This window comes from Corynebacterium sp. HMSC065H09 (assembly GCF_001812845.1).
Taxonomy (GTDB): domain Bacteria; phylum Actinomycetota; class Actinomycetes; order Mycobacteriales; family Mycobacteriaceae; genus Corynebacterium; species Corynebacterium jeikeium_D.
Genome location: NZ_KV810585.1, coordinates 196,981 through 222,408, shown reverse-complemented (window position 1 = coordinate 222,408; position 25,428 = coordinate 196,981). Strand labels below are relative to the sequence as shown.

Annotated in this window: 22 protein-coding genes; 4 read left to right on the top strand and 18 right to left on the bottom strand. The window is 59.3% G+C overall.

Features of this window, described 5'->3' with window-relative positions; translation table 11 throughout:
• Positions 1 to 18: 18 nt before the first annotated feature.
• Complete coding sequence (locus tag HMPREF2878_RS04885; RefSeq protein WP_070652937.1) at positions 19 to 2,334, bottom strand: Tex family protein; 2,316 nt, start codon at positions 2,332 to 2,334, stop codon at positions 19 to 21.
• 82 nt (positions 2,335 to 2,416) lie between these two features.
• On the opposite strand from HMPREF2878_RS04885, the gene HMPREF2878_RS04880 reads away from it, so the two are divergent.
• On the top strand, positions 2,417 to 2,911 hold the full coding sequence (locus HMPREF2878_RS04880; protein WP_049171521.1) for a DUF1877 family protein: 495 nt from the start codon (positions 2,417 to 2,419) through the stop codon (positions 2,909 to 2,911).
• Here HMPREF2878_RS04880 and HMPREF2878_RS04875 read toward each other — a convergent pair.
• The 4 genes from HMPREF2878_RS04875 to rpsP all read right to left on the bottom strand — a co-directional run bounded on the left by HMPREF2878_RS04875 (position 2,871) and on the right by rpsP (position 5,514).
• Positions 2,871 to 3,518, bottom strand: coding sequence for a phosphatase PAP2 family protein (locus tag HMPREF2878_RS04875; protein ID WP_070546686.1), 648 nt, complete (start codon positions 3,516 to 3,518; stop codon positions 2,871 to 2,873). The genes HMPREF2878_RS04880 and HMPREF2878_RS04875 overlap by 41 nt on opposite strands.
• On the bottom strand, positions 3,518 to 4,405 hold the full coding sequence (gene trmD / locus HMPREF2878_RS04870; RefSeq protein ID WP_070652936.1) for a tRNA (guanosine(37)-N1)-methyltransferase TrmD: 888 nt from the start codon (positions 4,403 to 4,405) through the stop codon (positions 3,518 to 3,520). The genes HMPREF2878_RS04875 and trmD overlap by 1 nt, the downstream gene beginning before the upstream one ends.
• A complete protein-coding gene (rimM, locus tag HMPREF2878_RS04865; protein ID WP_070652970.1) occupies positions 4,402 to 4,896 on the bottom strand; it encodes a ribosome maturation factor RimM in 495 nt (164 codons plus the stop codon). Before rimM ends, trmD begins: the two co-directional genes overlap by 4 nt.
• A 144-nt stretch (positions 4,897 to 5,040) precedes the next feature.
• Positions 5,041 to 5,514, bottom strand: coding sequence for a 30S ribosomal protein S16 (gene rpsP, locus HMPREF2878_RS04860; protein ID WP_070652935.1), 474 nt, complete (start codon positions 5,512 to 5,514; stop codon positions 5,041 to 5,043).
• 298 nt (positions 5,515 to 5,812) lie between these two features.
• Here rpsP and HMPREF2878_RS04855 point away from each other — a divergent pair, with 298 nt between their 5' ends.
• Positions 5,813 to 7,963 (top strand): acyltransferase family protein, encoded by a 2,151-nt coding sequence (locus HMPREF2878_RS04855; protein ID WP_070652934.1) that lies wholly within the window; start codon positions 5,813 to 5,815, stop codon positions 7,961 to 7,963.
• A 16-nt stretch (positions 7,964 to 7,979) separates the two neighbouring features.
• Here the strand turns inward: HMPREF2878_RS04855 and ffh are convergent, their stop codons facing one another.
• Positions 7,980 to 9,593: a signal recognition particle protein gene (gene ffh, locus HMPREF2878_RS04850; RefSeq protein ID WP_070652933.1), complete on the bottom strand. Its 1,614-nt coding sequence runs from the start codon at positions 9,591 to 9,593 to the stop codon at positions 7,980 to 7,982.
• A gap of 605 nt (positions 9,594 to 10,198) precedes the next feature.
• On the opposite strand from ffh, the gene HMPREF2878_RS11260 reads away from it, so the two are divergent.
• Both HMPREF2878_RS11260 and HMPREF2878_RS04840 read left to right on the top strand, forming a co-directional pair.
• Positions 10,199 to 11,143 (top strand): hypothetical protein, encoded by a 945-nt coding sequence (locus HMPREF2878_RS11260; RefSeq protein WP_070652932.1) that lies wholly within the window; start codon positions 10,199 to 10,201, stop codon positions 11,141 to 11,143.
• 478 nt (positions 11,144 to 11,621) lie between these two features.
• Positions 11,622 to 12,371 carry an intestinal mucin gene (locus tag HMPREF2878_RS04840; RefSeq protein ID WP_070652931.1) on the top strand — a complete coding sequence of 250 codons (750 nt, stop codon included), beginning with the start codon at positions 11,622 to 11,624 and terminating at the stop codon, positions 12,369 to 12,371.
• 167 nt (positions 12,372 to 12,538) lie between these two features.
• Here the strand turns inward: HMPREF2878_RS04840 and ftsY are convergent, their stop codons facing one another.
• From ftsY to HMPREF2878_RS04780, 12 genes are all read right to left on the bottom strand, one after another.
• Positions 12,539 to 14,098: a signal recognition particle-docking protein FtsY gene (gene ftsY, locus HMPREF2878_RS04835; RefSeq protein WP_049171536.1), complete on the bottom strand. Its 1,560-nt coding sequence runs from the start codon at positions 14,096 to 14,098 to the stop codon at positions 12,539 to 12,541.
• 47 nt (positions 14,099 to 14,145) lie between these two features.
• Positions 14,146 to 17,640 (bottom strand): chromosome segregation protein SMC, encoded by a 3,495-nt coding sequence (smc, locus tag HMPREF2878_RS04830; protein ID WP_070652930.1) that lies wholly within the window; start codon positions 17,638 to 17,640, stop codon positions 14,146 to 14,148.
• An 88-nt stretch (positions 17,641 to 17,728) separates the two neighbouring features.
• Positions 17,729 to 19,045 carry an ammonium transporter gene (locus HMPREF2878_RS04825; RefSeq protein WP_070652929.1) on the bottom strand — a complete coding sequence of 439 codons (1,317 nt, stop codon included), beginning with the start codon at positions 19,043 to 19,045 and terminating at the stop codon, positions 17,729 to 17,731.
• A gap of 259 nt (positions 19,046 to 19,304) precedes the next feature.
• Entirely contained in the window at positions 19,305 to 19,586 is a 282-nt protein-coding gene (locus tag HMPREF2878_RS04820; RefSeq protein ID WP_069358780.1) for an acylphosphatase, read from the bottom strand.
• A complete protein-coding gene (locus HMPREF2878_RS04815) occupies positions 19,576 to 21,036 on the bottom strand; it encodes an alanine/glycine:cation symporter family protein (protein WP_070652969.1) in 1,461 nt (486 codons plus the stop codon). The genes HMPREF2878_RS04820 and HMPREF2878_RS04815 overlap by 11 nt, the downstream gene beginning before the upstream one ends.
• An 18-nt stretch (positions 21,037 to 21,054) precedes the next feature.
• On the bottom strand, positions 21,055 to 21,918 hold the full coding sequence (gene mutM / locus HMPREF2878_RS04810; RefSeq protein ID WP_070652928.1) for a bifunctional DNA-formamidopyrimidine glycosylase/DNA-(apurinic or apyrimidinic site) lyase: 864 nt from the start codon (positions 21,916 to 21,918) through the stop codon (positions 21,055 to 21,057).
• Entirely contained in the window at positions 21,918 to 22,646 is a 729-nt protein-coding gene (gene rnc / locus HMPREF2878_RS04805) for a ribonuclease III (RefSeq protein ID WP_038628630.1), read from the bottom strand. Before rnc ends, mutM begins: the two co-directional genes overlap by 1 nt.
• Positions 22,647 to 22,688: 42 nt before the next feature.
• On the bottom strand, positions 22,689 to 23,249 hold the full coding sequence (locus tag HMPREF2878_RS04800) for a YceD family protein (RefSeq protein ID WP_048735478.1): 561 nt from the start codon (positions 23,247 to 23,249) through the stop codon (positions 22,689 to 22,691).
• Positions 23,250 to 23,278: 29 nt separating this feature from the next.
• A complete protein-coding gene (locus HMPREF2878_RS04795; RefSeq protein ID WP_049171555.1) occupies positions 23,279 to 24,040 on the bottom strand; it encodes an SPFH domain-containing protein in 762 nt (253 codons plus the stop codon).
• A gap of 10 nt (positions 24,041 to 24,050) precedes the next feature.
• On the bottom strand, positions 24,051 to 24,524 hold the full coding sequence (gene coaD, locus HMPREF2878_RS04790; protein ID WP_016422540.1) for a pantetheine-phosphate adenylyltransferase: 474 nt from the start codon (positions 24,522 to 24,524) through the stop codon (positions 24,051 to 24,053).
• 45 nt (positions 24,525 to 24,569) lie between these two features.
• On the bottom strand, positions 24,570 to 25,136 hold the full coding sequence (gene rsmD / locus HMPREF2878_RS04785) for a 16S rRNA (guanine(966)-N(2))-methyltransferase RsmD (RefSeq protein ID WP_048735471.1): 567 nt from the start codon (positions 25,134 to 25,136) through the stop codon (positions 24,570 to 24,572).
• Positions 25,137 to 25,409, bottom strand: a complete 273-nt coding sequence (locus HMPREF2878_RS04780) for an acyl-CoA carboxylase biotin carboxyl carrier protein subunit (RefSeq protein ID WP_070439653.1) — start codon at positions 25,407 to 25,409, stop codon at positions 25,137 to 25,139.
• Between the last annotated feature and the right edge of the window lie 19 nt (positions 25,410 to 25,428).

Below are 25,428 nucleotides of genomic sequence, written 5' to 3'. Positions count from 1 at the left end.
GCGCTAACAGATCAGGAGCTAAAAGCCTGCCCTGCGCAGCGCGTCAGCCATGGAACCGCCGCCTCCACCGCGGTTGGCTCCACCGCGCTTCTTATTCTGGGAACCACGCTTTCGGCCGCCTCCACTGCCTTCTCCGCGACCGCCGTCACGCTTTGGCTTGGCATCCGAGGCGTCGTCGTCAAGCCTGAGCGATAGACCGATGCGGTTGCGTTCGACGTCAACGTCGAGAACCTTCACCTTGACCACCTCGCCCGAGCGGACGACCTCGTGCGGGTCGGAGACGAAACCGCGGGCCATGTTGGAGACGTGGACGAGGCCGTCCTGGTGGACTCCGACGTCGACGAAGGCGCCGAAGGCCGCGACGTTGGTGACGGTGCCCTCGAGAATCATGCCGGGCTGAAGATCGGAGACCTTCTCCACGCCTTCCTTGAAGGTGGCGGTGACGAACTCGGGACGCGGATCGCGGCCGGGCTTGTCCAGCTCGGTCAAGATGTCCTGGACGGTGGGCAGGCCGATACCTGCGGACTCGTCGACGAAGTCTGCAGCACGCACCTTGGACAGGACACGGGAGTTGCCGATGAGCTCCTGGACACTAACGCCGGTCGAAGCGGCGATGGCATCGACGACGCGGTAGGACTCCGGGTGCACGGCGGAGGCATCCAGCGGGTTGTTAGCGCCGTGGATGCGAAGGAAGCCGGCGCACTGCTCGAAGGCCTTCGGGCCAAGACGCGGAACCTTCAGCAGCTCCTTGCGGGAGGTGAAAGCGCCGTTTTCGTCTCGGTAAGCGACGATGTTGTCCGCAACAGTCGAGGACACGCCAGCAACGCGACCGAGCAGCGGCGCAGAGGCGGTGTTGACCTCCACGCCGACAGCGTTGACGGCATCCTCGACCACGGCATCGAGAGAGTGCTCGAGCTTGGTCTGGGAAACGTCGTGCTGGTACTGGCCGACACCGATGGACTTCGGATCGATTTTGACGAGCTCAGCAAGCGGGTCCTGCAGGCGGCGGGCAATCGATACGGCACCGCGGAGAGATACATCCATGTCCGGGAACTCAGCTGCTGCCAGGGACGATGCGGAGTAGACGGAAGCACCGGCCTCAGAAACCACCACAGGGGTCGGCTTCTTGCCACCGGCCTGAGCTATCAGGTCAGCGATTTCGCGGGCCAGGGTTTCGGTCTCGCGGGAAGCGGTGCCGTTGCCGATGGCCATGAGCTCCACGCGGTGCGTGGCGCAGAGAGTGGCCAGTTGCTCCTTGGCGCCGGACCAGTCATTGCGCGGCTGGTGCGGGTAGACGATGGCAGTGTCGAGCACCTTGCCAGTGGAGTCGACAACGGCGCACTTAACACCATTGCGGTATCCCGGGTCCAGGCCGAGAGTGGCGCGCTGGCCAGCCGGTGCGGCCAGCAGCAGGTCACGCAGGTTACGGGCGAAGACATCCACGGCTTCGGCCTCGGCGCGCTCCTTCAGTCGAGTGCGGGCATCGAGGGCAGCGGACACCTCCAACTTGGTGCGCCAACCGAAACGAACGGCCTGGTCAATCCACTTGGAGGTACCGCCGTCGGGAAGCTCAAAGGCCTCACGGATCATGTGCTCGTAGGTCTCATCCTCACCCGCATCGATGTTGAGCGTCAGGATGCCCTCGGCCTCACCGCGCAGCACGGCCAACACGCGGTGGCTAGGCATGGTGTCCAGAGGTTCGTTGTGCTCGAAGTAGTCACGGTACTTCGCACCCGCAGTCTCCTTGCCCTCCACCACGGCAGCGGCGGCGGAACCGGAGGACCACACCTGCTCACGGACAGAGCCAACCAAATCAGCATCGGTAGCGAAGCGATCGACCAAGATGGCACGGGCACCGGTCAGAGCGTCCTTCGCATCCTTACCAGCTGCCTCGCCGTACTTAGTGGCCAGAGTCTCGGGGTCCGCGGCTGGGTCGGCCAGCAGCTCCTCCACCAGCGGTTCGTACCCGGCCTCACGTGCAATATCGGCCTTGGTCTTGCGCTTCTTCTTGTACGGCAGGTAGAGATCCTCCAACCGCGCCTTAGTGTCGCAGGCGAGGATGGCGGCCTTGAGATCGTCGTTAAGCTTTCCCTGCTCTTCAATGGCGGCGAGAATCGTTTGCTTGCGCTCTTCTAGTTCGCGCAGGTAAACGACGCGTTCCTCGATGAAACGCAGCTGTGTGTCATCGAGCCCGCCGGTTACTTCCTTGCGATAGCGGGCGATGAAAGGCACGGTGTTGCCTTCGTCGAGAAGCTTGATAGCGGCGGCGACGGCACTTTCGGCAACGTCCGCACCAGTGGCGGCGAGTTCTCGGGCAATTACTGATGAAATCACCCGGGCAACTTTACTATCGTGGAAGTACCAATTGGCGAACGCCCCACAGAAGGCTCGCAGTAAACACCGGAAAAGGAGCCCCATGAAGCAGAAACTCTGTGCCGAATACCTGCGCATTTCCGATGAGGAGGCAGCGCGGTTAGTTGAGGTCGCAGCACCTGCGGCGACCAGCGACGGCGGCACGGCGGGGCTTGTTACCGACGGCGCGGAGAAGATTATCCTGCAGCACTTCGTCGACGTTCCGGACGAAGATGCCCTGGACATCGACACGGACTGGGAGTCCCTGCTGCGCACGTTGACCGGCAATCCCATCGACGGCCAGGCACTCGGCGACCCGCTGGCGGAGGCCATCCTCGGCGCCGACCGCGTCTGCCGCAAGCCGCTGTCTGCAGTCATCCGCGCCGATCGCGTCGGCGACGTGCACCAGACGCTGGCAAGCATCGATCTTGCCGCCCGCATCACGGACAATGGTTCGCTTATCGACGAAGCCACTGCGACACAGCGGTACCGCGAACTCGTGGCCTTCTACGAGGAGACTAAGGCAGCGCGTAGCGCCGTGCTCGTGGCCATCTCCTAAGAACTAGCAGCGCAACTGCTAAGCCGATAACTCCGGCGATGAGGCCGCCGATAACATCGGTGAGCCAGTGTGCCCCGACCCACACGCGCGACAGTGCCACAGCGCCGATAAGCGCGATGATGGCCAAGTCGAGCAACTTGCGGGCTGTACGGCGCAATACGGGGATGGCAAGCTGCATCGCGGCCATACCGCTGGAAGTAACCGCTGCCACATGTGCAGAAGGAAACGCCGCGTCATGTAGGTTGACCAGCGAGAACTCCTCACCCGGTCGGTCGCGGTCCAAAAACCACTTCATGGCATAAGTCACCGCAATCGACGAACCGAATGACGCCGGCAGTAGCAACGCCCACGCACGGAAGCGGAACCACAGGAGTGCCGCAGCAACAAGCGTGACCGGCGCGATGTAAATCGGCCGGATAATCTCGCTCAAAGCCAGCATCAAACTATCGACGCGGCCATCCCGCGCCCCATGCAGGTCACTGACCCAGCCCGCAAACGACTGATCCACGCTCCCCGCCAGCTGCGTCTGAGTGAACCACGCCAGTGCACCTAGGACAGCTAACCAACCAATGACGTGCCGAGGTCGCGCAATTCGAACACGTGCCACTAGCAGTTCTCCTCGGTTACTTCCCCAATGACTCCTTGGATTATTTCCCGGTCACGGGCGCTGAGGTCGACGTCGGCAAGCAAATCGGGACGACGTTCGGCCGTGCGGATGAGTGACTGGTCGCGCCGCCAACGGTCCACCAGCGCGTGATTGCCGCTGAGGAGAACGTCCGGCACTGCCAGTCCACGCCACTCGCGCGGCTTGGTGTAGGACGGCCCTTCGAGCAGACCGTCAGAGAAAGAGTCCTCCTCGTGGCTTTTGCGATTGCCCAACACACCCGGAATCAACCGCACGACGGACTCCGCAATCACGAGCACCGCCACTTCCCCGCCGATCAGCACATAGTCCCCAATAGAGACCTCACGCACGCGGTAACGATTAGCAGCGTCATCAATAACGCGCTGGTCAATGCCCTCGTAGCGCCCGCACGCGAACACAATGTGCTCCTCGTGTGAGAACTCCTGCGCCATCTGCTGCGTAAACGGCTCGCCCGCCGGGGTCGGGACGATCAGCAGGGGCTTCGCTGAATCTTCTTCGCTTAACGACGGCACTTCCGCTGCAGCATAGGAAGATTCCTCGGCCAAACCCAGTTTCTGATCATGGCGGACATTGTCCAAATGTGGCACCGCGGACGTGAGCGACTGCTCCGCTTTCAGCGTCGCTACCTCGTCGAGGGCGGGGCCCCAGACATCCGGCTTCATAACCATGCCGGGGCCACCGCCGTAGGGTGAGTCATCCACGGCCTGGTGTACACCTGGCGCCCAGTCGCGCAGGTTGTGTACGCCGACGCTCAAAATGCCCTGCTCAATTGCCTTGCCCAGCAACGCATGACGCAGTGGCTCGAGGTACTCCGGGAAGATTGTGACTACATCGAGACGTAAGCTCACAGCTCCAACAGTCCTTCCGGCGGGGTGATGGTGACAGTAGAATTCTCAAGGTCAACTTCCGGAACGATTTCCTCTACCAGAGGGATGAGTACCTCCCGGGCCCCGTCGTCAAGCGTGACTTCAAGGAGACGATGAGCGGGCGCGCGGACGATAGAAGTGACCTCGCCTATATCGGTGCCGTTATGGACTACGCGCAGGCCTTCAAGTTCAAAGTCATAAAAGTCCTCGTCTTCGAAGACGGGCTCGGCATAAAACTTCATACCCCGATGACGCTCGGCCTCATTGCGGCCCGGAATCTCCTCGAAGCGAATCAGCAAACGCCCCTGGTGCGGGCGTGCCGTTTTCACAGTCAGCTGTTCCTCACGGCCGGCCTGTACACCCAACAGCGTGGCCCCGACTGCGAAACGCCCTTCCGGGTCATCCGTTGTCGCATCGACGACGACTTCCCCGCGCACACCGTGGGGCTTGATCACTCGGCCAATAAGCACCATGTCAGCTACCGACACGCGCACACTCCCTCTCTTATAAAGGCTCTGTAAAACACCCCGCGTAAAGCAAAAAGGCGCCACCCAACACTTCGTCTTGAAGTATAAGGTAGCGCCCGGATTAGCTAAGCGGCGTACTCAGCGTCCTTATTACTCGGCGTCCTCGGAAGCCTCGGACTCAGCAGCCTCAGCCTCGGCAGCCTTTGCGGCCTCCTCAGCTTCCTTAGCTGCTTCCTTGGCCTCGCGGCGCTTAGCGGTGATGGCCTCAGCGGACGGGCCATTGTTGGCCTCTTCCAGAGCCTTGTTGAACAGCTCGAGCTTGGTCGGCTTCGGCTCAGCAACCTTCAGAGTGCCCTCTGCACCCTCGAGGCCCTTGAACTTCTGCCAGTCGCCGGTGACCTTCAGCAGAGCCAGAACCGGCTCGGTCGGCTGTGCACCGACGCCCAGCCAGTACTGAACGCGCTCGGAGTCAATCTTGATGATCGACGGCTCTTCCTTCGGCTGGTAGATGCCCAGGTTCTCAATGACCGCACCGTTGCGACGGGTACGAGCATCAGCAACGACGACGCGGTACTGAGCAGTACGAATCTTACCCAGGCGCTGCAGCTTAATCTTGACTGCCATGAGGAGTTCCTCTTTCTTCTATGTCACTGGACAATACTTATGCATCCGAGCTCACGAGTAATTACTAACGAAGTGCCTCGGACCGGTTTTGCCCTTGGGATATTTACACTGCGCGTGACCACCGGGCGGCCGTGGCCGGATCCGATGAATTCGCAGTCGTGCCTCAGCTGAGGATTCTCATTGAGACAACTCGAGGTATGTTACCAGCAGTTTTTGGAAATTAACAAAACTGCGCACTCGAAACGCTGCATACCCACTAATGCTGAACGTCGTTGACAGTGCGGTAACGTAACATTCTATGAAAACCACCGGCACCCAATATAGGTATGACTTGGACGGACTACGGGGCATTTCGATTGCCCTCGTAGTCCTTTTCCACGTTTACGTCGGCCGCGTTTCCGGTGGTGTGGACGTATTCCTCTTGCTCTCCGGGTTTTTCTTCTTCGGCGCGCAGTACCGCAATGCCATCAACCCCAGGCAGTCCATCAATCCGTGGTGGAGTATCTGGCGCACGCTGCGTCGCCTAATCCCGACACTGGTGCTGGTCCTCTTCGCGACAACCCTGTTTGTCATTTACTTCATTCCATCGCTTCGCACCATCGACATTGCCCAGCAACTCCGCGCCAGCCTGCTCTACTACCAAAATTATGAACTGGCACTCCAGGGCTCGGACTACGCTGCCGCAGAGAGCGAAACTTCCCCACTGCAGCACCTGTGGTCAATGTCGGTGCAGGGCCAGTTTTATCTCGGCTCCATTTTGCTCATCTCCCTACTCGCCTGGATGACGCGCTCACCCCAGATTGTCGGCGCGGTTACCTCACCGGTGGAGGCGAAGCGCACCGACGCTACCGGCGGTAAACTCCGCCGAATCCTCACCCCTTTGCTGGCAGTTATCACTCTCGGCTCGCTTGCCTATGCCTTCTATATGCACTCCGAAAACCAGGGCTGGAACTACTACTCCACTGTCAGCCGCCTCTGGGAGCTCTGCCTCGGCGCACTACTCGGACTGATTCTTGTCCGGGGCTCCATCCCCATGCCCAAGCCACTTCGAGTGCTGTTAGCCAGCATCGGCCTCGCACTGGTAGTCTCCACCGGTTTCATCTTCGACGGCGCCGCACAGTTCCCAGGCCCTTGGACCCTATGGCCCCTCGGTGGTGCTGCGCTGATTATTATCGCCGGCCCTGAGGCGGGCTGGATCTCCAAGTTCCTGGCCAGCCGCCCAATGCGCGAAGTAGGCCAGAGCGCCTACGCGCTCTACCTGTGGCACTGGCCTCTTCTCATCCTGGCCATAAACTACCTCAACCGCGATACTCCGGGGCTGAAACTTGGCACCACAGTGATCGTCGTTTCCTTTATTTTGGCCAAACTCACCAACAAGTATGTCGAGCTGCCGCTGGCTCAATCGACTCGCCGACCGACCCGGACTCAGCCCGTCGTTGGCGATGCAATCCACGCAATGAAGCATCGTCGCCCGGCTCGTCGTCTAGCGGCAGTCGGCACTGTTGTCGTCATTGCGTTGGTCGGCATGTCCAGCCTTGTCAACGTGCAACAGGTGCGCGTCGATCGCGCCTCCGCCACCAGCCTAGATCCAGAGGTCTATCCAGGTGCACTCGCGCTTACCGACGGGTACGAGGTCCCCAAGGCAGCCACAAAGCCGAATACCGATTTCATCACGGACCTTTGGCCGGAACCTGCCCTCGATGGCTGCCTTGCGACAGGCGGTGAGGACGTCGGATACTTCCCGCCGAATCGCCGTTGGCGCGATGAGACCCAGCCGTGTGTCTACGGTGATCCAGATGCTAGTGAATCGATTGTCATCGTCGGCGGCTCGCACATGGAACATTGGTTTGCCCCGATTGATGCCTACGGCAAAAACAACGGGTACCGAGTGGTGGTTCTTCTCCGACAAGGCTGTCCAGCGACCTTAGAACCGATCCACGGAGTCGGCGATATCTGCGTGGCCTGGACTTTCGAGGCTCTGCAGAAAATTGACGAGATTCAGCCAAAGATGGTTTTCACCACTTCAACCAGACCCTTGTTCCAGGCGGACCCACCGCAGCCGGGCGACTACACACCGGATGGTTACGTTTCGTTTTTCGCTGCTCTACAAGAACGCGGAATTGATTTCTTCGCCATCCGCGATAACCCATGGGCGCTACGGGAGGACTTGGACCAATTCTCCCCCAGCGTATGCGAAGAAGCGGAAGAAGACTGCACTATCCACCGCAAAACTGCCCTAAATGCAGAAAATCCCGCTGAGGAGATTCTTGCGAACTTCCCCAACGGGCACAGTCTAGATTTCTCCGACATCTTCTGCGGTCCGACCACCTGCCGTAAAGTTATTGGCAATATCTACGTCTACCGCGACAGCAATCACATCACCGATGAACTAGCGGCCACTTTCAGTCCTGAAATGGACCGCCAGATTCAGAAGGCTCTGCGGGACTAGCTACTTCTAGTCCCCGCTACTTCTTGCCCTGTCCGAAGTCGAGATTGTTGAGGTCAAAGTCCTCCATACCTTCTGGCAGCTGATTACCCATCTGCTTCTGCAGCTTCTGCAGTTCAGCCATGCTAGGCATACCCGGCATGCCCTGCATACCTGGCATTCCAGGCATACCGGGCATTCCGCCACCGCGCATTGCCTTCGGCGGCGTTGGACCACGGTTAGCGCCCTTGCGCTTATTCTTGCCCTTGCCCTTTCGACCACGCTTGGCCTTGCGGTTCGATGGGCGACCACCGCCCATACCAAATCGGCCGGCCATCTGCGCCATCATCTTCCGCGCCTCATTGAAACGCTCGATGAGCTGGTTAACCTCTGAAACGGACACACCGGAACCGTTGGCGATACGACGACGTCGTGAAGCATTCAAAATCTTCGGATTCTCGCGCTCTTCCGGAGTCATACCGCGGATAATCGCCTCGATGCGGTCAAGCTGCTTTTCGTCGACCATTTCCGCGGCCTTGGACATTTCCGCGCCGCCGGGGAGCATCTTGAGGATGTTGCCGATTGGGCCCATCTTGCGGACCATCATCATCTGCTCGAGGAAGTCCTCGAGAGTCAGCTCGCCGGAACCAATCTTCTGGGCGGACTTGGCAGCCTGCTCATGATCGATTTCCTTGGAAGCGACCTCAACCAACGTCTTCAGGTCACCCATGCCCAGGATGCGGCTGGCCATACGGTCTGGGTGGAAGACGTCAAAGTCCTCCAACTTCTCGCCCGTGGAGGCGAACAGAATCGGCTTACCGGTGACCTCACGGATAGACAGTGCAGCGCCACCGCGCGCGTCGCCATCGAGCTTGGTCAGTACAACGCCGGTGAAGTCAACGCCGTCTCGGAAGGCCTTGGCGGTCTCTACCGCATCCTGACCAATCATGGAGTCGATGACAAACAGAACTTCATGCGGGTTGATGGCATCGCGAATGTCGCGAGCCTGCTTCATCAGAACCTCATCGATACCCAGGCGACCTGCGGTATCGATAATCACCACATCGTGGCGATGCTGGCGAGCATAAGCGAGGCCACGGAACGCGGCGTCAACTGGGTTGTCCTCGCTGGTGCCCATTTCATGGGTGGAATCGAGGCTGGTGCCCGGGAACGGTGCGAAGCACGGCACGCCTGCACGCTCAGCGACAATTTCCAGCTGCTGCACCGCACCTGGACGCTGCAGGTCACAGGCGACGAGGACCGGGGTGTGCCCCTGATCCGTGAGGTACCTGGCCAATTTACCGGCCAAGGTGGTCTTACCAGCGCCCTGCAGACCGGCCAGCATGATAACTGTTGGTGGCTGCTTCGACATACTCAGCCGTCGAGTCTCGCCACCGAGGATGTTAATCAGTTCCTCATTGACGACCTCAATAATCTGGTTTGCCGGGTTGACAGTCTGGCTGCCAATAATTTCGTTAGCGCGTTCCTTGATGCGCTTGATGAAGGTACGGACAACCTCGAGGGAGACATCGGCTTCCAGAAGAGCCAGCCGAATCTCGCGGGCGGTGGCGTTAATATCCGCCTCAGTCAGGCGGCCCTTCCCGCCCAGCCCCCGCAGGGCACCCGTCAAACGATCGGAAAGAGACTCAAACAAGTTTCCAGCTCCCCTTTTGCCTTGTTTTTTCTTAACTGTTCTACCGTACCCGCTGGATACTCCATTTGGCACATATCTACAGCTTCGCCTATCGACAACGATTGCAGCCCACCCACCCTAAATGCCCCGATTCGGGTGTAACCAATAGGAAGTAAAAAATAGCAATAGGATGAAGCTCTTTTATTCTCAAGGACGTTAGATTACTGTTCGTTATTTTAACGTGACAATTAAACGAGCCTGCAGATATGAATGCCCTACTGCATAAAGAACGTTTATCCAACCCAGTTACCACCAGCTAGGTAACAGAAAGATAACGCCAGTGGCTAGCTTTTGCTAAGGCCACCCTTAGTAAGAACCTCCCCCGGAATGGTGTAAGCCAAATAGCAAACCGGCGGCATTGCAGCAGGTCAAAGCACGCCACTGCGCACCTGATGTTATTCCTATAACTACCTCCAATACCGTTCATATATCAACCAGTTTATGGTTAATCATGAACCTAGTTAACCGCAGTTGGCCTGGTTTTGTTTTCCGCCGTGCACGATGAGGGATGAACGGCGAAATCATATTCATTGGTCTCTGACCGTTTGACTCCTTGAGAGGTTTTCATGAAGAAGTTCACCACGGCTATCGCCGCCGCTGCCTTCTCCGCGAGCATGATTGCAAGCGCAGGCACCGCTACTGCACAGATTCCGGACTCAATGCCGACCGAGTGCCCCGCCGGCCAGCACTTTGAGAACGTCGGAGGCACTTTCCAGTGCGTCGCAGACCAGCCTGAGCAGGATTCCACTGACGGAATTCCGGCCCCAATGCCGGACAAGTGCCCAGACGGCCAGCACTTTGAGAACGTCGGCGGAACCTTCCAGTGCGTCGCGGACCAGGAGGCCCCTAAGCCCGAAACACCGGGCGACAATGAGTCCCAGCCGGGCGACCTGGGAAACCCAGGCATTTCTGATAAGCAGTGCCCGGAGGGCGAGCACTTCGACATGAGCAAGCCAGTCCCAGGCAACCCGAACGTCTTCGGTGTCTGCGTCAAGGACGAGGCGAAGCCGGACACTGACAAACCAGGCGCGGACAAGCCGGACGCTGACAAGCCAGGCAAGGACGACGAGAAGCCGGGTAAGCCGGGTAAGGACGGCAAAGACGGCAAGGACGGTAAGCCAGGCAAGGACGGCAAGGACGGTAAGGACGGTAAGCCAGGCAAGGACGGTAAGCCGGGCAAGGACGGCAAGGATGTCAAGGTAAACGTTGACATCAAGATCTCTGCTGAGTGCAAGAACGAAAACAAGTGCACGAAGGAAGAGAAGAAGGCCAAGGAAAAGGCCGAGAAGAAGGCTTCCGAGTCCAAGAAGACGACCTCTTCCGAGAATGTAAAGAAGGTTTCGGACTCCAAGAAGTCTGAGCAGAATACCTCGGAGTCCAAGAAGGCTTCTTCGACTCAGAGCACTGGCCTGGCAGCCACCGGCGTTGACGCCACCACCCTGGGCGGAGCCGCTCTGGTTCTCCTTGTCGGCGGTGTCGCCGCTACCCGCATCGCCCGCAAGAACCGCTAAGAAGCTTGGGGTTCTACCCCGGTAACGAAACATAAAATGCTCCTGATGCCTATTTAGCATCGGGAGCATTTTTGTGCGCCATACCTCCGAAAAGTCATAGCTCCTATAGCCCGAAGCATAAAACCTCACAGGCACCGATTTTTTACCGAACCTCTACGCCCCATCCACCTTTCACCACCCGACACAATCAGGTACCACGCTTCGCTAGCGAAGACAGAAAAGCCCCCTACCGAGTCGACAGTGACTGGTTCTATAAACGCCCTACCCACAACGGGTGTACACACTCAGCGTTGTAAATATAAGTTCCCACTTCCCCTTACTGGGGTTTGGACAAGTCAACAATTTCTCTTTACCCCCCCCTTCCCAAACCCATACCACCAAAGACTGTAATTAGTTATTCGAATCAAAAGTGTGAACAGTGTTCCCCCTTAAGTCCTTTGATTGCAGGGCTTTCCTATAGACATTGTGAGGTTTCCAAATGAAGAAGCTCTCTTCGACCATGGTGGCCGCTGCCGCTTCAGCCGGCATGCTCATCGGCGTTGGCGCCGCCACCGCACAGATTCCTGACCCCGCCCCGTCGGAATGCCCCGCCGGTCAACATTTTGAAAATGTTGGCGGTACTTTCCAGTGTGTAGATGACGCTGCAAATCCGGATCCAGGAGGTTCATCGAACGATGGCATTCCACCGGGCGTTGAGGACACCCAGACCTGTCCCGACGGTTCCCCGCGTGACATGAGTAAGATTGACCCGGCAACCGGGGCTTACGGTGCTTGTGGCACTTCAGATGATTCCGGCCCAACTCCGGAGCCTGATGAAGATGCCCCAGAAAATGACGGAATTCCGCCGGGAGTTGATGACACCGCAACGTGCCCCGACGGTTCCCCGCGTGATATGAGCAAGATCGACCCGGCAACCGGAGTCTACGGCTACTGTCCGACCTCCGATGACGAAACTCCGGGCGACGATGAGAACCCAGGCGATGACGCTCCGGGCGACGATGAAAACCCAGGTGACGAACAGCCCGGGGAGGACGAGAATCCTGGGGAGGAAAAACCAGGCGACAAGCCCGACAACCCTAAGAATGACGGTAAGAAAACCGGGACCAAGAACACTGGGCTAGCAGTCACTGGTGTTCAGGCGACTGCCCTCGGCGGTGCCGCTCTTGCACTCTTGGTCGGTGGCGTGGCAGCTACCCGCCTCGCACGCAAGAATTCTAAGGATTCCTAGCACAACTCTCCGCTAGATTCCTAGCACCTCAACATTAAAGGCCCCGGAGCCCCGCGTATCCTCTACAGAAATCTACGCGGTGGCTCCGAGGCCTTTATTTTTGCCGGGGGCAACGGGCGACGCTGTACTCACCAATCGATGGAAAATTCACTCATCGATGTTAGTTACTATTTGCGGCCGCCGAGCAGTGCGTCTACGAAGCTCTCCGGCTCAAACGGCGCCAGGTGGTCAGCACCTTCACCAAGGCCAACCAACTTCACCGGCACACCGAGCTCGTTTTGCACCTGGAATACAATGCCGCCCTTCGCGGTACCGTCCAGCTTGGTCAGGGCAACGCCGGTGATGTCTACTACATCCCGGAACGTACGAGCTTGCAGTAGACCATTTTGGCCAACCGTCGCGTCCAAAACCAGGATGACTTCGTCAACCTGAGCCTTCTTCTCCACCACGCGCTTAATCTTGTCCAGTTGGTCCATCAGACCGACCTTGGTGTGCAGGCGGCCGGCGGTGTCGATGAGCACCACATCAGCGCCGGACTCGATACCGTGAGCAACTGCCTCAAATGCAATAGAAGCAGGATCGGCGCCTTCAGCGCCGCGAACGGTCTCCGCGCCAACGCGTCGCCCCCAGGTCTCCAGCTGGTCGGCTGCAGCAGCACGGAAGGTATCCGCTGCGCCGAGAACAACACGGTGGCCACCGGCGACCAGTACACGAGCCAGCTTGCCCGTCGTCGTGGTCTTACCTGTGCCGTTGACACCGACTACCAGAATCACTGCGGGCTTGCCCTCGTGCGGAAGTGCGCGGATGGAGCGGTCCATCTCAGGCTTGCACTCCTCAATCAACACCTCACGCAGCAGGGCGCGCACTTGCTCTTCCGTGCTCACCTTCTGGCTGGCAATACGCTCGCGCAGCTTATCGACGACACGCTGCGTCGCAGCCGCACCGAGGTCAGCCATAACCAGGATGTCTTCAACCTCTTCCCACGCGTCCTCATCAAGGTCACCCGCGCCCAAGATGCCGAGCACAGACTGGCCAATTGCATTCTGCGACCGTGACAGACGACCGCGCAGGCGGCCCAGACGTCCCTCAGCCGGGTCGATGGAGTCAATCTGCTGTTCTGCTTCTGGCTCTGGCGTCGGCTCCGGCGCAGCTTCCGGCTCCGGCTCTGGCGTCGGTTCTGGTTCGGGAGTCGGCTCCGGCTCCAGCTCCGGTTCAGGAGCAGGAACTACCTCTACCTCAGGCTCTGCTTCGGGCTCTGGTTGTGGTTCCGGCTCGGGCTCTGATTCCTCTTCCCCGGCCGTTGGCAAATCGATTGGGATTTCCCGCATTACGCGGTCATAATCCCCCTCCATTTCGGTGGGGTTATCCGGAATAACCAGTCGACCTTCTGGTTTCAGCAGTGAACCGTCCGGCTGATCGGCAGGTATATCAGCCTGCTTTTCCTCTGGCTCCGGGGCCTGCTTTTCAATCGGCTTTTCCGCCGGTTTCGGCATCGGTTTTTCAACCGGCTGCTTCTCGCGGGTATCAGTCCCACCACCGGCCGGAGCGAAGTTAAAACCACTAGTGGCCTGGTAATTTCCAGACTTCTCCTGCTGGGTGAGTTCCTTAGTATCTTCCTTCGCAAAGGAAATGCGCTGGTTCTTCCTGCGGACATAGCCCACAACAAAGAGCAGCGCGATAATAACGACAATCGCGACGACAAGGAGTATCCACTGAGTTGGAGTCATAACTCTCATTATGCAGTATCAACGACTCTTCCTCACTTACTCCGCGCTTACTCCGCTCCTGTCGACGGAGTTGCGGATGCCGGTGACATTCGCTGCGAGATTACTCGAGTCACACCATCGCCCCGCATGGTCACGCCGTAGAGCACATTCGCAACGTCCATTGTTGGCTTCTGGTGCGTAATGACAATCAGCTGACTGGTCGCGCGGAGTTCCTCGAGCAGCGCAATAAGGCGACGCAGGTTAACGTCGTCAAGCGCGGCTTCCACCTCGTCGAGTACGTAAAAGGGACTCGGGCGCGCGCGGAAAATAGCGACGAGCATTGCCAGCGCCGTCAGCGACTTCTCGCCGCCGGAGAGCAACGACAGCCGCTTAACCTTTTTGCCCGGCGGGCGGGCTTCAACCTCGATACCTGTCGTGAGCAGGTTGTCCGGCTCGGTGAGAACCAGTCGTCCGTCGCCGCCCGGGAAAAGCGTTTGAAAGACTGCGGGGAATTCTGCCTCGACATCGTTCCACGCGTCTGTGAAGAGCTGCAGGATCGTGGCATCGACTTCCTCGACAACATCGGTGAGGTCCTGGCGGGCCTTGAGGACATCATCGAGCTGCGTGGATAGGAAAGAGTAGCGCTCCTCCATCGCCTTATACTCCTCCAGCGCCAACGGGTTGACGCGGCCGAGCACACGCAGATCCTTCTCCGCCTGTTTGAGCTGCTTCGTCACGGCTGCGCGGTCGAAGTTCTCATCAGGAGCAAAGTCCGCGAGCAGGTCATCGACAGACAGCCCCAACTGGTCGACGATGCGCTCTGCAGCCTCGGTCACGCGGACCTGCGCCTGCGCACGGGCGATGTCGCCCTGGTGCGCGGAATCCGTTAGCTGTGCCAGCTCACGTTGCGCCGTATTTGCCTCCGTCCGGGCCGCTGATAGTGCCTGCGACACCGTCTTCTTCTGCGCCTCGGCATCGTCGCGATCGGCCTCTGCCCGCGCCAACGACACGTTGACCTTCGCATGCAAATCCTCAGCCAGCTCCGCGACGACTTCTGCCAATTCGCGCTGGGCAACCTTCGCCATCTGCGCCTGCTCATGGCGGGCCTTCGCTACGCGCTCCGATGCAGCCTGGCGACGGAGCCGCTCGGCCTTGCCTCGTACACTCGACAGTCGCTCCTCTGCCGTACGCAGCGACAGACGCGCCTCTGTTTCCATGGCGCGCACAGCCGTCAGCGCCTCCGAGGCACGGTCACGTTCGCTTGTCGACGGTTCCCCCTCCTCGGGGTCACGGTCAACGCGAGCTAAGCGGTCTGCGACCTCCGCCAACTCCTTCTGGAGCTTCGTTACTCGGTCCGCGGCTTCGGCTCCGCGCTGCTCAGCGCGTTCGGCATCATGCACCACGCCGGACAGCTGCGCTGTGGCCCGAGTTCGGGCATCCGTGAGGACCTTCATACGACTCTGATGTTCACGCAGCGCAGCACGGGCGGCCGCCGCGTCCGTGCGGCGGTCCTCTTCTTCGGCCTGTGCACCGGAGAGCACACCACCGAGGTCACTCAAACGCACCTGTGCTTCTGCTAGTTCTTCGCGAGTCTTAGCAATGTCGGCGGCGATTTCCACACCTGATGCAGTGCCACCAGCACCGCCAGCTACCCAACCGGAGCCACGCAGCACACCATCGCGGTCAACAACGCGCAGTCGAGTATCCTGGGTCACCAGCTCACGGGCGACGTGCTCGTCGTCGCAGGCCACGATGTCAACGAGCAGAGAGGTCAACGAACCTGAAAGCTCCGCGGGCACTGTCACATGATCGAGCAGCCAGGATGCCTGTGCGGGTAGAGTGATGTCCAAGCGCCAGGAGTCGGATGCATCCGCAGAATTGATAACGACGGCACTACCCTTGCCCGCGGCCACAAGCTCGTCGATAAGCGAATCTCCACTGCCCTCGCTGACCAGTGCTTCGGCGGCCGCGCCGAGGGCGGCAGTGAGCGCTTTTTCCCAGCCAGCGTCGACATCGATGACTTCAGAGAGAACGCCGAGCTCGTGCTTTTCACGTAGCCACGCGGTGCCGTCGTTGGCAGCGGCGGTGCGGGCGGTCTCCAGAGCTTCGATGCGGGCGGAAAGACCTGAGACGCTGCGCTCGAGGTCGCGCTCGTCAGCGCGGAGTTCTTTCAACCGTGTAGAGGCCAGCTCTGCTTCCCGGTTGGCCTGTTCATAAGCACTCTGCAGCTCGGGACCTTCGAATTCTGCCTCGGCTAGCTCCTGCGCGGCGTTTTCCACAGCTTCAGTGGCATCGGCACGGCGTTCGTCGGCCTCATTGGTTTGCTCGGCAAGGCGTGCAGCTTCGGCCTCGGCGGCTTCCAAGCGGGTGCGCAGAGATTCTTCTGCGGAAATGAGACGAACCACGCCTTCGCGACGGTCGGCGATTGCGCGAACGGCCGCGAGGTGCTCCGCTTCGGCTTCGCGGAAAGTCTCCTCGGCGTCGAAGAGCGTTCCGCGGATTTCCTCCAGTTTTTCACGGGCCTCTGCCTCAGCCTCAGCGAGCGTGGCCTCTTCGGTGGCGGCATCGTCGGCACGCTGCTCCAGGAAGTCCGGGTCTGGGCCTACCCACGGAGCGACGGAGTGGTCGGCCGCACGATCGGCGGCGATGCGGGCCGTCGCTTGAATACGCTCACCGAGTGCGGAGAGACGGAACCAAAGGTCACGGGCAGCATCGGCAGCTGGAGTGATGTCCTCCAGTTCGGCTTCGAGTTCTGCAGTGCGCTCAGCGGCAATCTCGGCTCGCTCCGTGGCGGCCTCCACCTTTTCCTCAATGAGCTTGGCTTGACCAGCAATGTCATTGAGGCTGTCCTGCAAATCCACGAAGTCCGCGGCAGCCAAACGCAACTTGGCGTCGCGCAGGTCTGCCTGCACAGTCTGGGCGCGAGAGGCGGCCTCAGCCTGACGCTTCAGCGGTTTGAGCTGACGGGAAAGCTCACCTGTCAGATCCTGCAGACGGTCGAGGTTAGCCTGCATCGACTGGAGTTTGCGCTGCGCTTTCTCCTTGCGGCGGCGGTGCTTGAGCACACCCGCTGCTTCTTCGATAAACGCACGACGCTCCTCTGGCCGCGACTCCAGAATCTGCGAAAGCCGGCCCTGGCCGACGATGATGTGCATCTCGCGGCCAATGCCGGTGTCGCTGAGGAGTTCCTGTACGTCCATGAGGCGGACGCGAGAACCGTTGATTTCGTACTCACTTGCGCCGTCGCGGTACATGCGACGCGTGACAGAGACTTCCTTATATTGAATGGGAAGTGCCCCATCGGAATTGTCGATGGTAAGAGTGACCTCCGCGCGCCCCAAGGGCTTTCGCCCGGAGGTTCCCGCGAAGATGACATCTTCCATTTTGCCGCCGCGAAGGGTCTTGGCGGAGTGCTCGCCCATGACCCACGCGAGTGCATCGACGACATTCGACTTTCCGGATCCGTTCGGGCCGACAACTGCGCAGATGCCGGGCTCAAATTTCATCGTCGTCGCCGAAGCGAAGGATTTAAAGCCCTTCAGAGTCAGCGATTTCAAATACATGGAGCAATATCTTACCCGTAGTTACGGTTTGGAGCTGAATTACCCCAAGCACGCCCCCTGTTACACAAAATTGTTTACACGGCGTTGTTTACACAGCCGCCTGCTTGGCTGACGTGTAGGCCGACTCACCATGCTGAGCGACGTCGATACCAGAATGTTCCTGCTCGCCGTGAATACGCCAACCGACGGTTACCTTCAGGACTCGGGCAATGATGTACGTCAGCACGCCCGAGAACACAGCTGCGATGACAGCAATAATGACCTGGATGGCAAACAACTTCAGGCCGTCGATGCCACCGCCGGTAAGCAGCCCTCGGTCGTTGGCCAGCAGACCGACACCAATCGTTCCCCACATAGCTGCGACCAAATGCAGACCAACCACATCCAGGGTGTCATCGAAGTTGAATTTGTACTTTAAGCCCACTCCCCAGCAACCCAGCGCACCGCCGATATAGCCCAGAATGATCGAGGTCACTGGGTTCATATCTCCTGCGGCCGGAGTAATAGTCACAAGCCCTGCGATGACACCCGAAGCGGCGCCCAGCGAGGTGGGATGTCCATCACGAATACGCTCGAGTGAAATCCAGCCGAGCATACCCACGCACGCTGCCACCGTCGTATTCAGCCATGCCAGACCAGCGACACCGTCGGCCGCAAATGCCGAACCGCCGTTGAAGCCGAACCAGCCGAACCACAGCAGTGCAGCACCCAGCATGACGAGTGGCAGATTGTGCGGGCGATGCTGGCTGCCATCGATGGACTTGCGCTTACCGACGATAATCGCCAGCACCAAAGCGGCAGTACCAGCAGCAATGTGCACAACCGTACCGCCAGCGAAGTCAATTGGAGCGATCAATGCTTCACCGTCAGCGGTACCGAACAGCTTTGCCGACAGCCCCTCTGCCGAGTGGCTCAGCAGGCCACCGCCCCAGACCATGAAGGCCATTGGGAAGTACACCAGCGTCGTCCAGAAGCCGACGAAGATCAACCAGGTGGAGAACTTCACACGTTCAGCCAGCGCACCGGAAATCAGCGCCACCGAGATAGAGCAGAACGTGAGCTGGAACCCGATGTCGATGATGTTCGGGTACCCGTTCGCACCTGCGATGTAGTTGCCGTCACCATCCGTAATCGAGTTACGCAGACCGAAGAACTCGAATGGGTTGGCAAAAACACCACCGATCGACTGCGATCCGTAGGACATCGACCAGCCCCACAGCACGTAAATGGCACCGACAACGCCGACCGCACCAAAACTCATCATCATCATGTTGAGCACCGACTTCTGTCGCGACATGCCGCCATAGAACAGCGCGAGCGCCGGTGTCATCAGCAAAACCAACGAAGCCGAAATCAGCATCCACGCTGAGTTTCCCGACTGTGCAATTACTTCTTCAGGCGTCATATGTGCCTCCCCTGTCTGTCAGTAGGTAGTTATTAACTTAAACCACCCGACTTCCGTATTTACGTATTCTTTTTCCCGGTTGCGTAGGTTTTTAGCGCTCTGAGACCTCTACAACGCACCAATCGACTACCTCAAGACACGAAAAATCCCCCGCTAACTGCGTAAAAACAATGGCGCAGAGCGAGGGATAGAACGTTTTCGAATTTTTCGGATTCCTACACCGACATGGGGGGGGGGGGAGGAAGGCAGTTGGCACCCCTTAACGACGGTCAAACGTGCTCAATGCCCCCTTCGGTTCCTGCCATAACGGCACCACTGCCGTCACATCGCCCGGAGTATTCGGCCCCTCAAGCCAAGCGAGCAAACTCTCACAGTCTGCCCGTGGCCCTTCAGCAACAACTAACACCCGACCATCCGGGTAGTTCTGGGCATAACCAACCAACCCCAACTCCAGAGCCGTCGCGCGGGTGTACCAGCGAAAACCGACACCTTGAACACGACCGTGTACCCACGCGGTGAGGCGGACGTCGTTAAGCGACATCGGACTCACGCACTGTCATCGGGTCGGAACCGTCCCAGCACTCGATCTTGTCGTGGCCGCGGAGGTTTGGCAGATCATCGCGGTGGAATACCGGATTGAGCCCCTTGGACTTCTGCTCGGAGTAGTTCTTCAGCAGGGCGACAGCGACGCCACCCAGCGGGAGAATGGCGATGATATTGATGGTGGCCATGAGTGCGGAGAAAGTATCTGCAAGCGACCAGACGAGCGGCACGGAACCGACAGCTCCGCCAATCACGCACAGGATGACCAGGACACGCACGGTGTTCAGGACAGCCTTGCTCTTTGACAGGAACGGGATATTCGCCTCGGCGTAGTAGTAGTTACCCACCAGCGAGGAGAACGCGAGGAAGAAGATGATAACCGTGACCGCGTGGATGGCCCACGTACCCACCTGCGCCGACAGCGCAGCCTGAGTTAACGCGGTGCCCTCCGCATCGCCGCCGAAGGTCGGATCGGACAACAGGATGATAACTGCGGTGATAGTACAGACGACCCAGGTGTCGAAGTAGACGCCCATCGTCTGGATGAGGCCCTGTTTGACCGGGTGCGACACCGACGCCGTAGCCGCCGCATTTGGTGTGGAACCCATACCGGCCTCGTTGGAGAACAGACCACGGCGAATACCCTGCATCATGGCGGTACCGACAGCGGCACCAGCGATCTCACGGATACCGAAGGCGTGCTCGAAGATGAGCTTGATCATGCCCGGCACTTCAGTGATATTGAGAGCCAGCACAATCAGACCGAGGATGATGTAGGCCACGGCCATGATCGGTACGACAATTTGCGTCACCGCCGAAATGCGCTGCACACCACCGAAGATGATGACGCCGGCCAAGATTGCCAGCACAATGCCGACGCAGAATTTAAAGATCGGCGTTCCCTGACCAGTCGACTCAGCCACAGCCGCCGTGATTGAGTTGGACTGCACCGCATTGAACACAAAACCGTAGGTCACCGTGATAGCGATGACGAAGAGCGACGCCATCCAGCGCCAGTTCTCTCCCAGCCCCTTGGTGATGTAGTACGCGGGCCCTCCTCGGTAAGAGTCCTTAGCCCGCACCTTGTACAGCTGCGCCAGCGTCGACTCCACGAAGCTGGTAGCACCGCCAATCGCAGCGAGCAGCCACATCCAAAACACGGCACCTGGCCCACCCGTAGTGATTGCCACCGCCACACCTGCGACGTTACCGGTACCGACACGCGAGGCAGCAGAGATTGTGAAGGCCTTAAAGGCCGAGATGCCCTTGACCCCCTCGGAGATGTCAGACGGCTTTTCGGTAATTGCCTTGAACATCTCCGGGATGTACCGGAGCTGCACCACAATGGTCCGCCAGCAGAAGTACAGGCCTGCACCGCTGAGTAGCAGAATCATGAACAGCCAGTACTTGTCATTCCAGGCGTTGACCCAATCGGTCGCTTGTTCCATGAAGCTCATAAGGAAATTCTAGCGCTGACAGGTGGGACACAGATAACTCGATCTATTCCCAAATGGCAGACGGACAATTGCGCGCCCACACCTCGAGCACGGCTCCCCCGCTTGGCCATAGGCGTTCAAGCTCCGCTCGAAATAGCCACTTTCGCCGTTGACATGCACATATAACGCATCGAAGCTCGTGCCACCCGCCGCTAGCGCCCGCTGAAGTACCGCTTGCCCCTCGCGCAAAAGTTTCGCTAAACGACGGACCGAAAGGTCACACGCCGGCACGCGCCCATCGACCTTCGCTGCCCAAAGCATTTCGTCGGCATAGATGTTACCGATACCCGACACAATGTTCTGGTTGAGCAATACGGCCTTAATCGGCGAACGCGACTTCATCATGCGGTGTGCAAGTGCAACCACATCGACAGTTGGCTCCAATAGATCGGGCGCGATCTTGGCTGCGGGTTCCGGAACAAAGCGACCGTGGGATTCGACCATTTCACAGGCCCAGACCCAACCAAAGGTGCGCTGATCGTTGAAGTTGATTAGGTGCCGAGCGCCGTCCGGCAGGGCGATGTCGAAAGCGGCTCGGGTGTGACGGCCAGGCAGCGTATCGGGAGGGTACGGAGCTTCCACGCGCAATTGGCCGCTCATGCCCAGGTGGATGGCGATTGCGGAGTCGTCGTCAAGCGTGAGCCACATGAACTTGCCACGACGATCCGTAGCGACAACCGTCCGCCCGCGCGTACGACCGATAAACTCCGCGGCGCCACCGGGTTGGCGCCGCACGGCACGAGCGTTGTAGACGAAGGAATCGTCGATGCGGCCACCGACGACGTAAGTGTCGAGACCGCGGCGTACGGACTCGACTTCAGGAAGCTCGGGCATTAGGCCAGTGCGGTATGCGCCTGATGCGCGGCGTGCATTTCAGCTTCCTTCTTCGTGGCGCCGGTACCGCTGCCCTTAACCACGCCGTCAACCAGCACGTCGACGTAGAAAGTTAGGTCATGGTCGGGGCCGGTGGTGCGCACGGTGTACTCAGCAGCCGGTAGTTGCTTGGCCGCCAGGCGTTCCTGCAGCAGCGTCTTCCAGTCACGGCCGCGGGACTCAGTCGGGGCATCGTCAATCATCTGGTTGAACAGGCGAAGCACGGTCTCGCGGGCAACCTCGAAGCCATGCTGCAGGTAAATAGCACCCAGCAGCGCCTCGGTGGTGTCCGCGAGAATCGAGTGCTTATCCGCGCCACCGGTGGCCTTCTCACCGCGGCCGAGGAGAATGTGCTCCCCCAGTCCGATACTGCGAGCCAGGTCAGCCAGCGCGTACATATTCACGACACCTGCGCGCATCTTGGAAATATCCTGCTCAGCGCGATCCGGGAAGCGACGGTAGAGTTCTTCAGCAACGCACATGCCCAGCACGGCGTCGCCCAGGAACTCTAGCCGCTCGTTATTGGTCAGCATGCCATTTTCATTCGCGAAACTGCGGTGGGTCAGAGCGAGCTTCAGGGACTCCTCTGGTAGCTCAACACCGAGTTTTTCCAGCAGCGGGGCGTGATCGACGGCCTCGAAAGCCGCCTTTCTAGCCGCCTCACCGGTTAGCCGACGCTTGCGGCTCATCCGTTATATCTCCTTTAAAGTCTTAGTCTAAGTCGTCGTCGATTACTTCTCGTCGCCGAGCGAGCCAAACTTTTCCGCCAGGCCAGCCCAACGCGGATCAATGCGCTCCTCTTCACCCGAGATGCCGTCTGGTTCGGGCACTTCCGAGTCCGACTCAGCACAGCTGGAATCGAAATCCAGACAGGTCGGATTGAAGGGCAGATTCAAGCCCGCCTCATCGATGACGGCTTGAGTGATATCCACCGTATTGTCGACGATCTGGCCAACTTCGTCCTCAAGGTCTTCTTCCTCGGCATCGTCGCCTGTGATGAAGTCCTCGTTGTTGGAAAACACAGCCGAAATGTGGAAGCTGAGCTCCGGATTCAGCGGGGCTAGGCAGCGCACGCACTCGCCGGTGGCCTTGGCAGTCACAGTCGCGTCAACCATGACACCACTGCCGAGGTTCGTGACAATGCCGTCAACGACAACCTCCTCGCCAGCGGCGATGCCAATCATCTCGACACCAACGCGGACAGGGCTATCGCCTACCTTGCGGAACTGCTCGGGCATGCCGCCCTGCAGACATGTCGAAACGTCCAGAACAAATGGGGATGAGTCAGTCATGATAGACCTCAGTCTACCCCGAAGATGCGCTAACGCTCGTACCGGCGGCGTTCCTGCCCCTCGGAGAAGGAAGACGGCGCGCTCTGTGCCCCTGCACCACCGCCGACGGCACCGGCTCCCGAACGCAGTACAGAGCGATTGCGACCGACATTACGCAGGGTCTCTTGGAGAGTCTGTTCAAACTCGGCGAGCTTGGAATCGACGTAGCGGTCACACTCTTCACGGAGGCGAGAGGAATCCGCGTGTGCGTCGGAAAGCAGACGATTCGCCTCGTCGTTGGCTTCGCGGACGACCGTCGACTCAGCGACCAGGCGAGCCTGCTCTTCGCGGCCTTCCGCAACGGAACGCTCGTAGGATTCGTTACCAGCGTGAATCAGGCGATCGGACTCGGCAGAAGCACGATCCACAATGCTGTCGTACTCGTGCTGAGCATCCTCGCGGAGGCGACGGGCGTCGTCCTCAGCGGCCGCGACGGTGCCAGCTGCGTGGGCATTGGCATCCTCGACGGTGTGGTTAGCGCGGGCCTCGGCCTCGTCGACAATGCGATGGGCTTCTTCATCCGCAGTCGAAATGGTGTTGTTCGCCCGGGCTTCAGCATCGTTGATAATCTCATCCCGCTGGTCCAAGACATCCTGCGCGTCATCGAGCTCAGCCGGGAAAGCATCCCTCAGCTCATCGAGCAACTCGAGAACACGCTGACGCGGAACCATACAATTGGCCGACAGTGGCACGCCGTGTGCCTCTTCTAGGATCTGGACCAGTTCATCAAGAGATTCGAAGACGCGAAACATGACTTACATGCTACTTCAGTCGGCGCTGCAGGGCGTGCAAGACAGGCTCAGGAACTAGCCCTTCCACCGAACCGCCGTAGCGAACAACTTCCTTCATCAGTGTCGACGACACATGACCGTACTTCGGATCAGCTTCCACAAAGAGAGTCTCAATGCCCGTCATGCGCCGATTCATCTGCGCCATGGGCGCCTCGTACTCGTAGTCCGCCGCCGAGCGCAGACCCTTGACCAGGCAGGTGATACCCTGCGCGGAGGTGTAGTCAACCAACAGCTTCGACCAGGAGTCCACCTGCACATTGTCCAAGTGCTGCGTGCACTGCCGAATGAGGTCCATGCGCTCTTCGACGTTGAACATGCCCTGCTTATTCGGGTTGTGGGTAACCAGCACGGTCACCTGATCGAATTGGCGCGCGGCACGCTCAATCACATCGAGGTGACCAGAGGTCATGGGATCGTAGGAACCGGGGCAGCATGCGTGAGTCATAGAGGTCAAACCACCTTTGGCCGTCGTAAAGCGTAAAGAAGAACGTTAAGCGTTGTAGATAGCGGTGTCGAAGCGCGCCAAACCGTGAATGCGACGCTTCAGCTTCTGCTGGAGCTGTTCGTAGCCCTCGGGCCACTGCGTCTCCTCGTCATCGCGGTGACGCTCCACAGTCACGACCGCGCCCGGCGCGAGGAAACTGCGCAGCGCCTCCAGCATCTCTGTAACGGCCTCCCCCGCCAGCTCATAGGGCGGATCCGCAATAACGCGGTCAAAAGGCTCGCCCGGCGCGCCCGCAAGGTACGACGACACTTTCATCGGAGACACGGCCACATCAGGATGCCCCACGGTGCGAATGTTCTTTTCAATAGCGGCAATGGCGTTCGGATCGTTTTCCACCAACACGACGGAACGCGCGCCGCGAGAAGCCGCTTCCAAACCGAGCGCGCCCGAGCCAGCAAACAGGTCGAGAACGCGAGTTCCCTCTAGCCCAAAGCGTGTTGACCAGGAGGAAAAGATGGCTTCCTTCGCGCGGTCACTAGTTGGCCGAGTGGTCTCTCCCTTAGGCGCGACTAGCCTACGACCGCGTGCCTCACCTGCAATAATGCGGGTCATCTACTTCCCTTCGTGCGATGTGTTCTCGTTGCCGTTGTGCTGTGCCGTGGCGCTGTGAGTTGCTGGCGTGATTCTTGCCAGCAGCTGACCGCCTTCGACATCCACAAATTGATCTGCCGCCACCTCCGCGACCGTGCCCGGGCAGGGCGCTAAAACCGGCGCTTCTAGCTTGACGGCCTCCACGACCGCAATGACCTGACCGGTCGTCACCGAGTCTTTCTCGGCGACCTCCCAGCGGACTACTCCTGCAAAAGGTGCACAGACATTTACCATGCCCAACAGTCTACTTTGG

Coding starts and splice junctions, on each gene's coding strand:
- HMPREF2878_RS04880 (WP_049171521.1), top strand. CDS start 2,417: ATGAAGCAGAAACTCTGTGCCGAATACCTGCGCATTTCCGATGAGGAG.
- HMPREF2878_RS04815 (WP_070652969.1), bottom strand. CDS start 21,036: ATGGAACAAGCGACCGATTGGGTCAACGCCTGGAATGACAAGTACTGG.
- HMPREF2878_RS04820 (WP_069358780.1), bottom strand. CDS start 19,586: ATGTCGCTTAACGACGTCCGCCTCACCGCGTGGGTACACGGTCGTGTT.
- HMPREF2878_RS04795 (WP_049171555.1), bottom strand. CDS start 24,040: ATGTTTCGCGTCTTCGAATCTCTTGATGAACTGGTCCAGATCCTAGAA.
- smc (WP_070652930.1), bottom strand. CDS start 17,640: ATGTATTTGAAATCGCTGACTCTGAAGGGCTTTAAATCCTTCGCTTCG.
- ftsY (WP_049171536.1), bottom strand. CDS start 14,098: ATGACTCCAACTCAGTGGATACTCCTTGTCGTCGCGATTGTCGTTATT.
- rimM (WP_070652970.1), bottom strand. CDS start 4,896: ATGGTGCTTATTGGCCGAGTGATCAAGCCCCACGGTGTGCGCGGGGAA.
- mutM (WP_070652928.1), bottom strand. CDS start 21,918: ATGCCCGAGCTTCCTGAAGTCGAGTCCGTACGCCGCGGTCTCGACACT.
- coaD (WP_016422540.1), bottom strand. CDS start 24,524: ATGACTCACGCATGCTGCCCCGGTTCCTACGATCCCATGACCTCTGGT.
- HMPREF2878_RS04855 (WP_070652934.1), top strand. CDS start 5,813: ATGAAAACCACCGGCACCCAATATAGGTATGACTTGGACGGACTACGG.
- HMPREF2878_RS04780 (WP_070439653.1), bottom strand. CDS start 25,409: ATGGTAAATGTCTGTGCACCTTTTGCAGGAGTAGTCCGCTGGGAGGTC.
- rpsP (WP_070652935.1), bottom strand. CDS start 5,514: ATGGCAGTCAAGATTAAGCTGCAGCGCCTGGGTAAGATTCGTACTGCT.
- HMPREF2878_RS04800 (WP_048735478.1), bottom strand. CDS start 23,249: ATGACTGACTCATCCCCATTTGTTCTGGACGTTTCGACATGTCTGCAG.
- rnc (WP_038628630.1), bottom strand. CDS start 22,646: ATGAGCCGCAAGCGTCGGCTAACCGGTGAGGCGGCTAGAAAGGCGGCT.
- HMPREF2878_RS04840 (WP_070652931.1), top strand. CDS start 11,622: ATGAAGAAGCTCTCTTCGACCATGGTGGCCGCTGCCGCTTCAGCCGGC.
- HMPREF2878_RS11260 (WP_070652932.1), top strand. CDS start 10,199: ATGAAGAAGTTCACCACGGCTATCGCCGCCGCTGCCTTCTCCGCGAGC.
- rsmD (WP_048735471.1), bottom strand. CDS start 25,136: ATGACCCGCATTATTGCAGGTGAGGCACGCGGTCGTAGGCTAGTCGCG.
- HMPREF2878_RS04825 (WP_070652929.1), bottom strand. CDS start 19,045: ATGACGCCTGAAGAAGTAATTGCACAGTCGGGAAACTCAGCGTGGATG.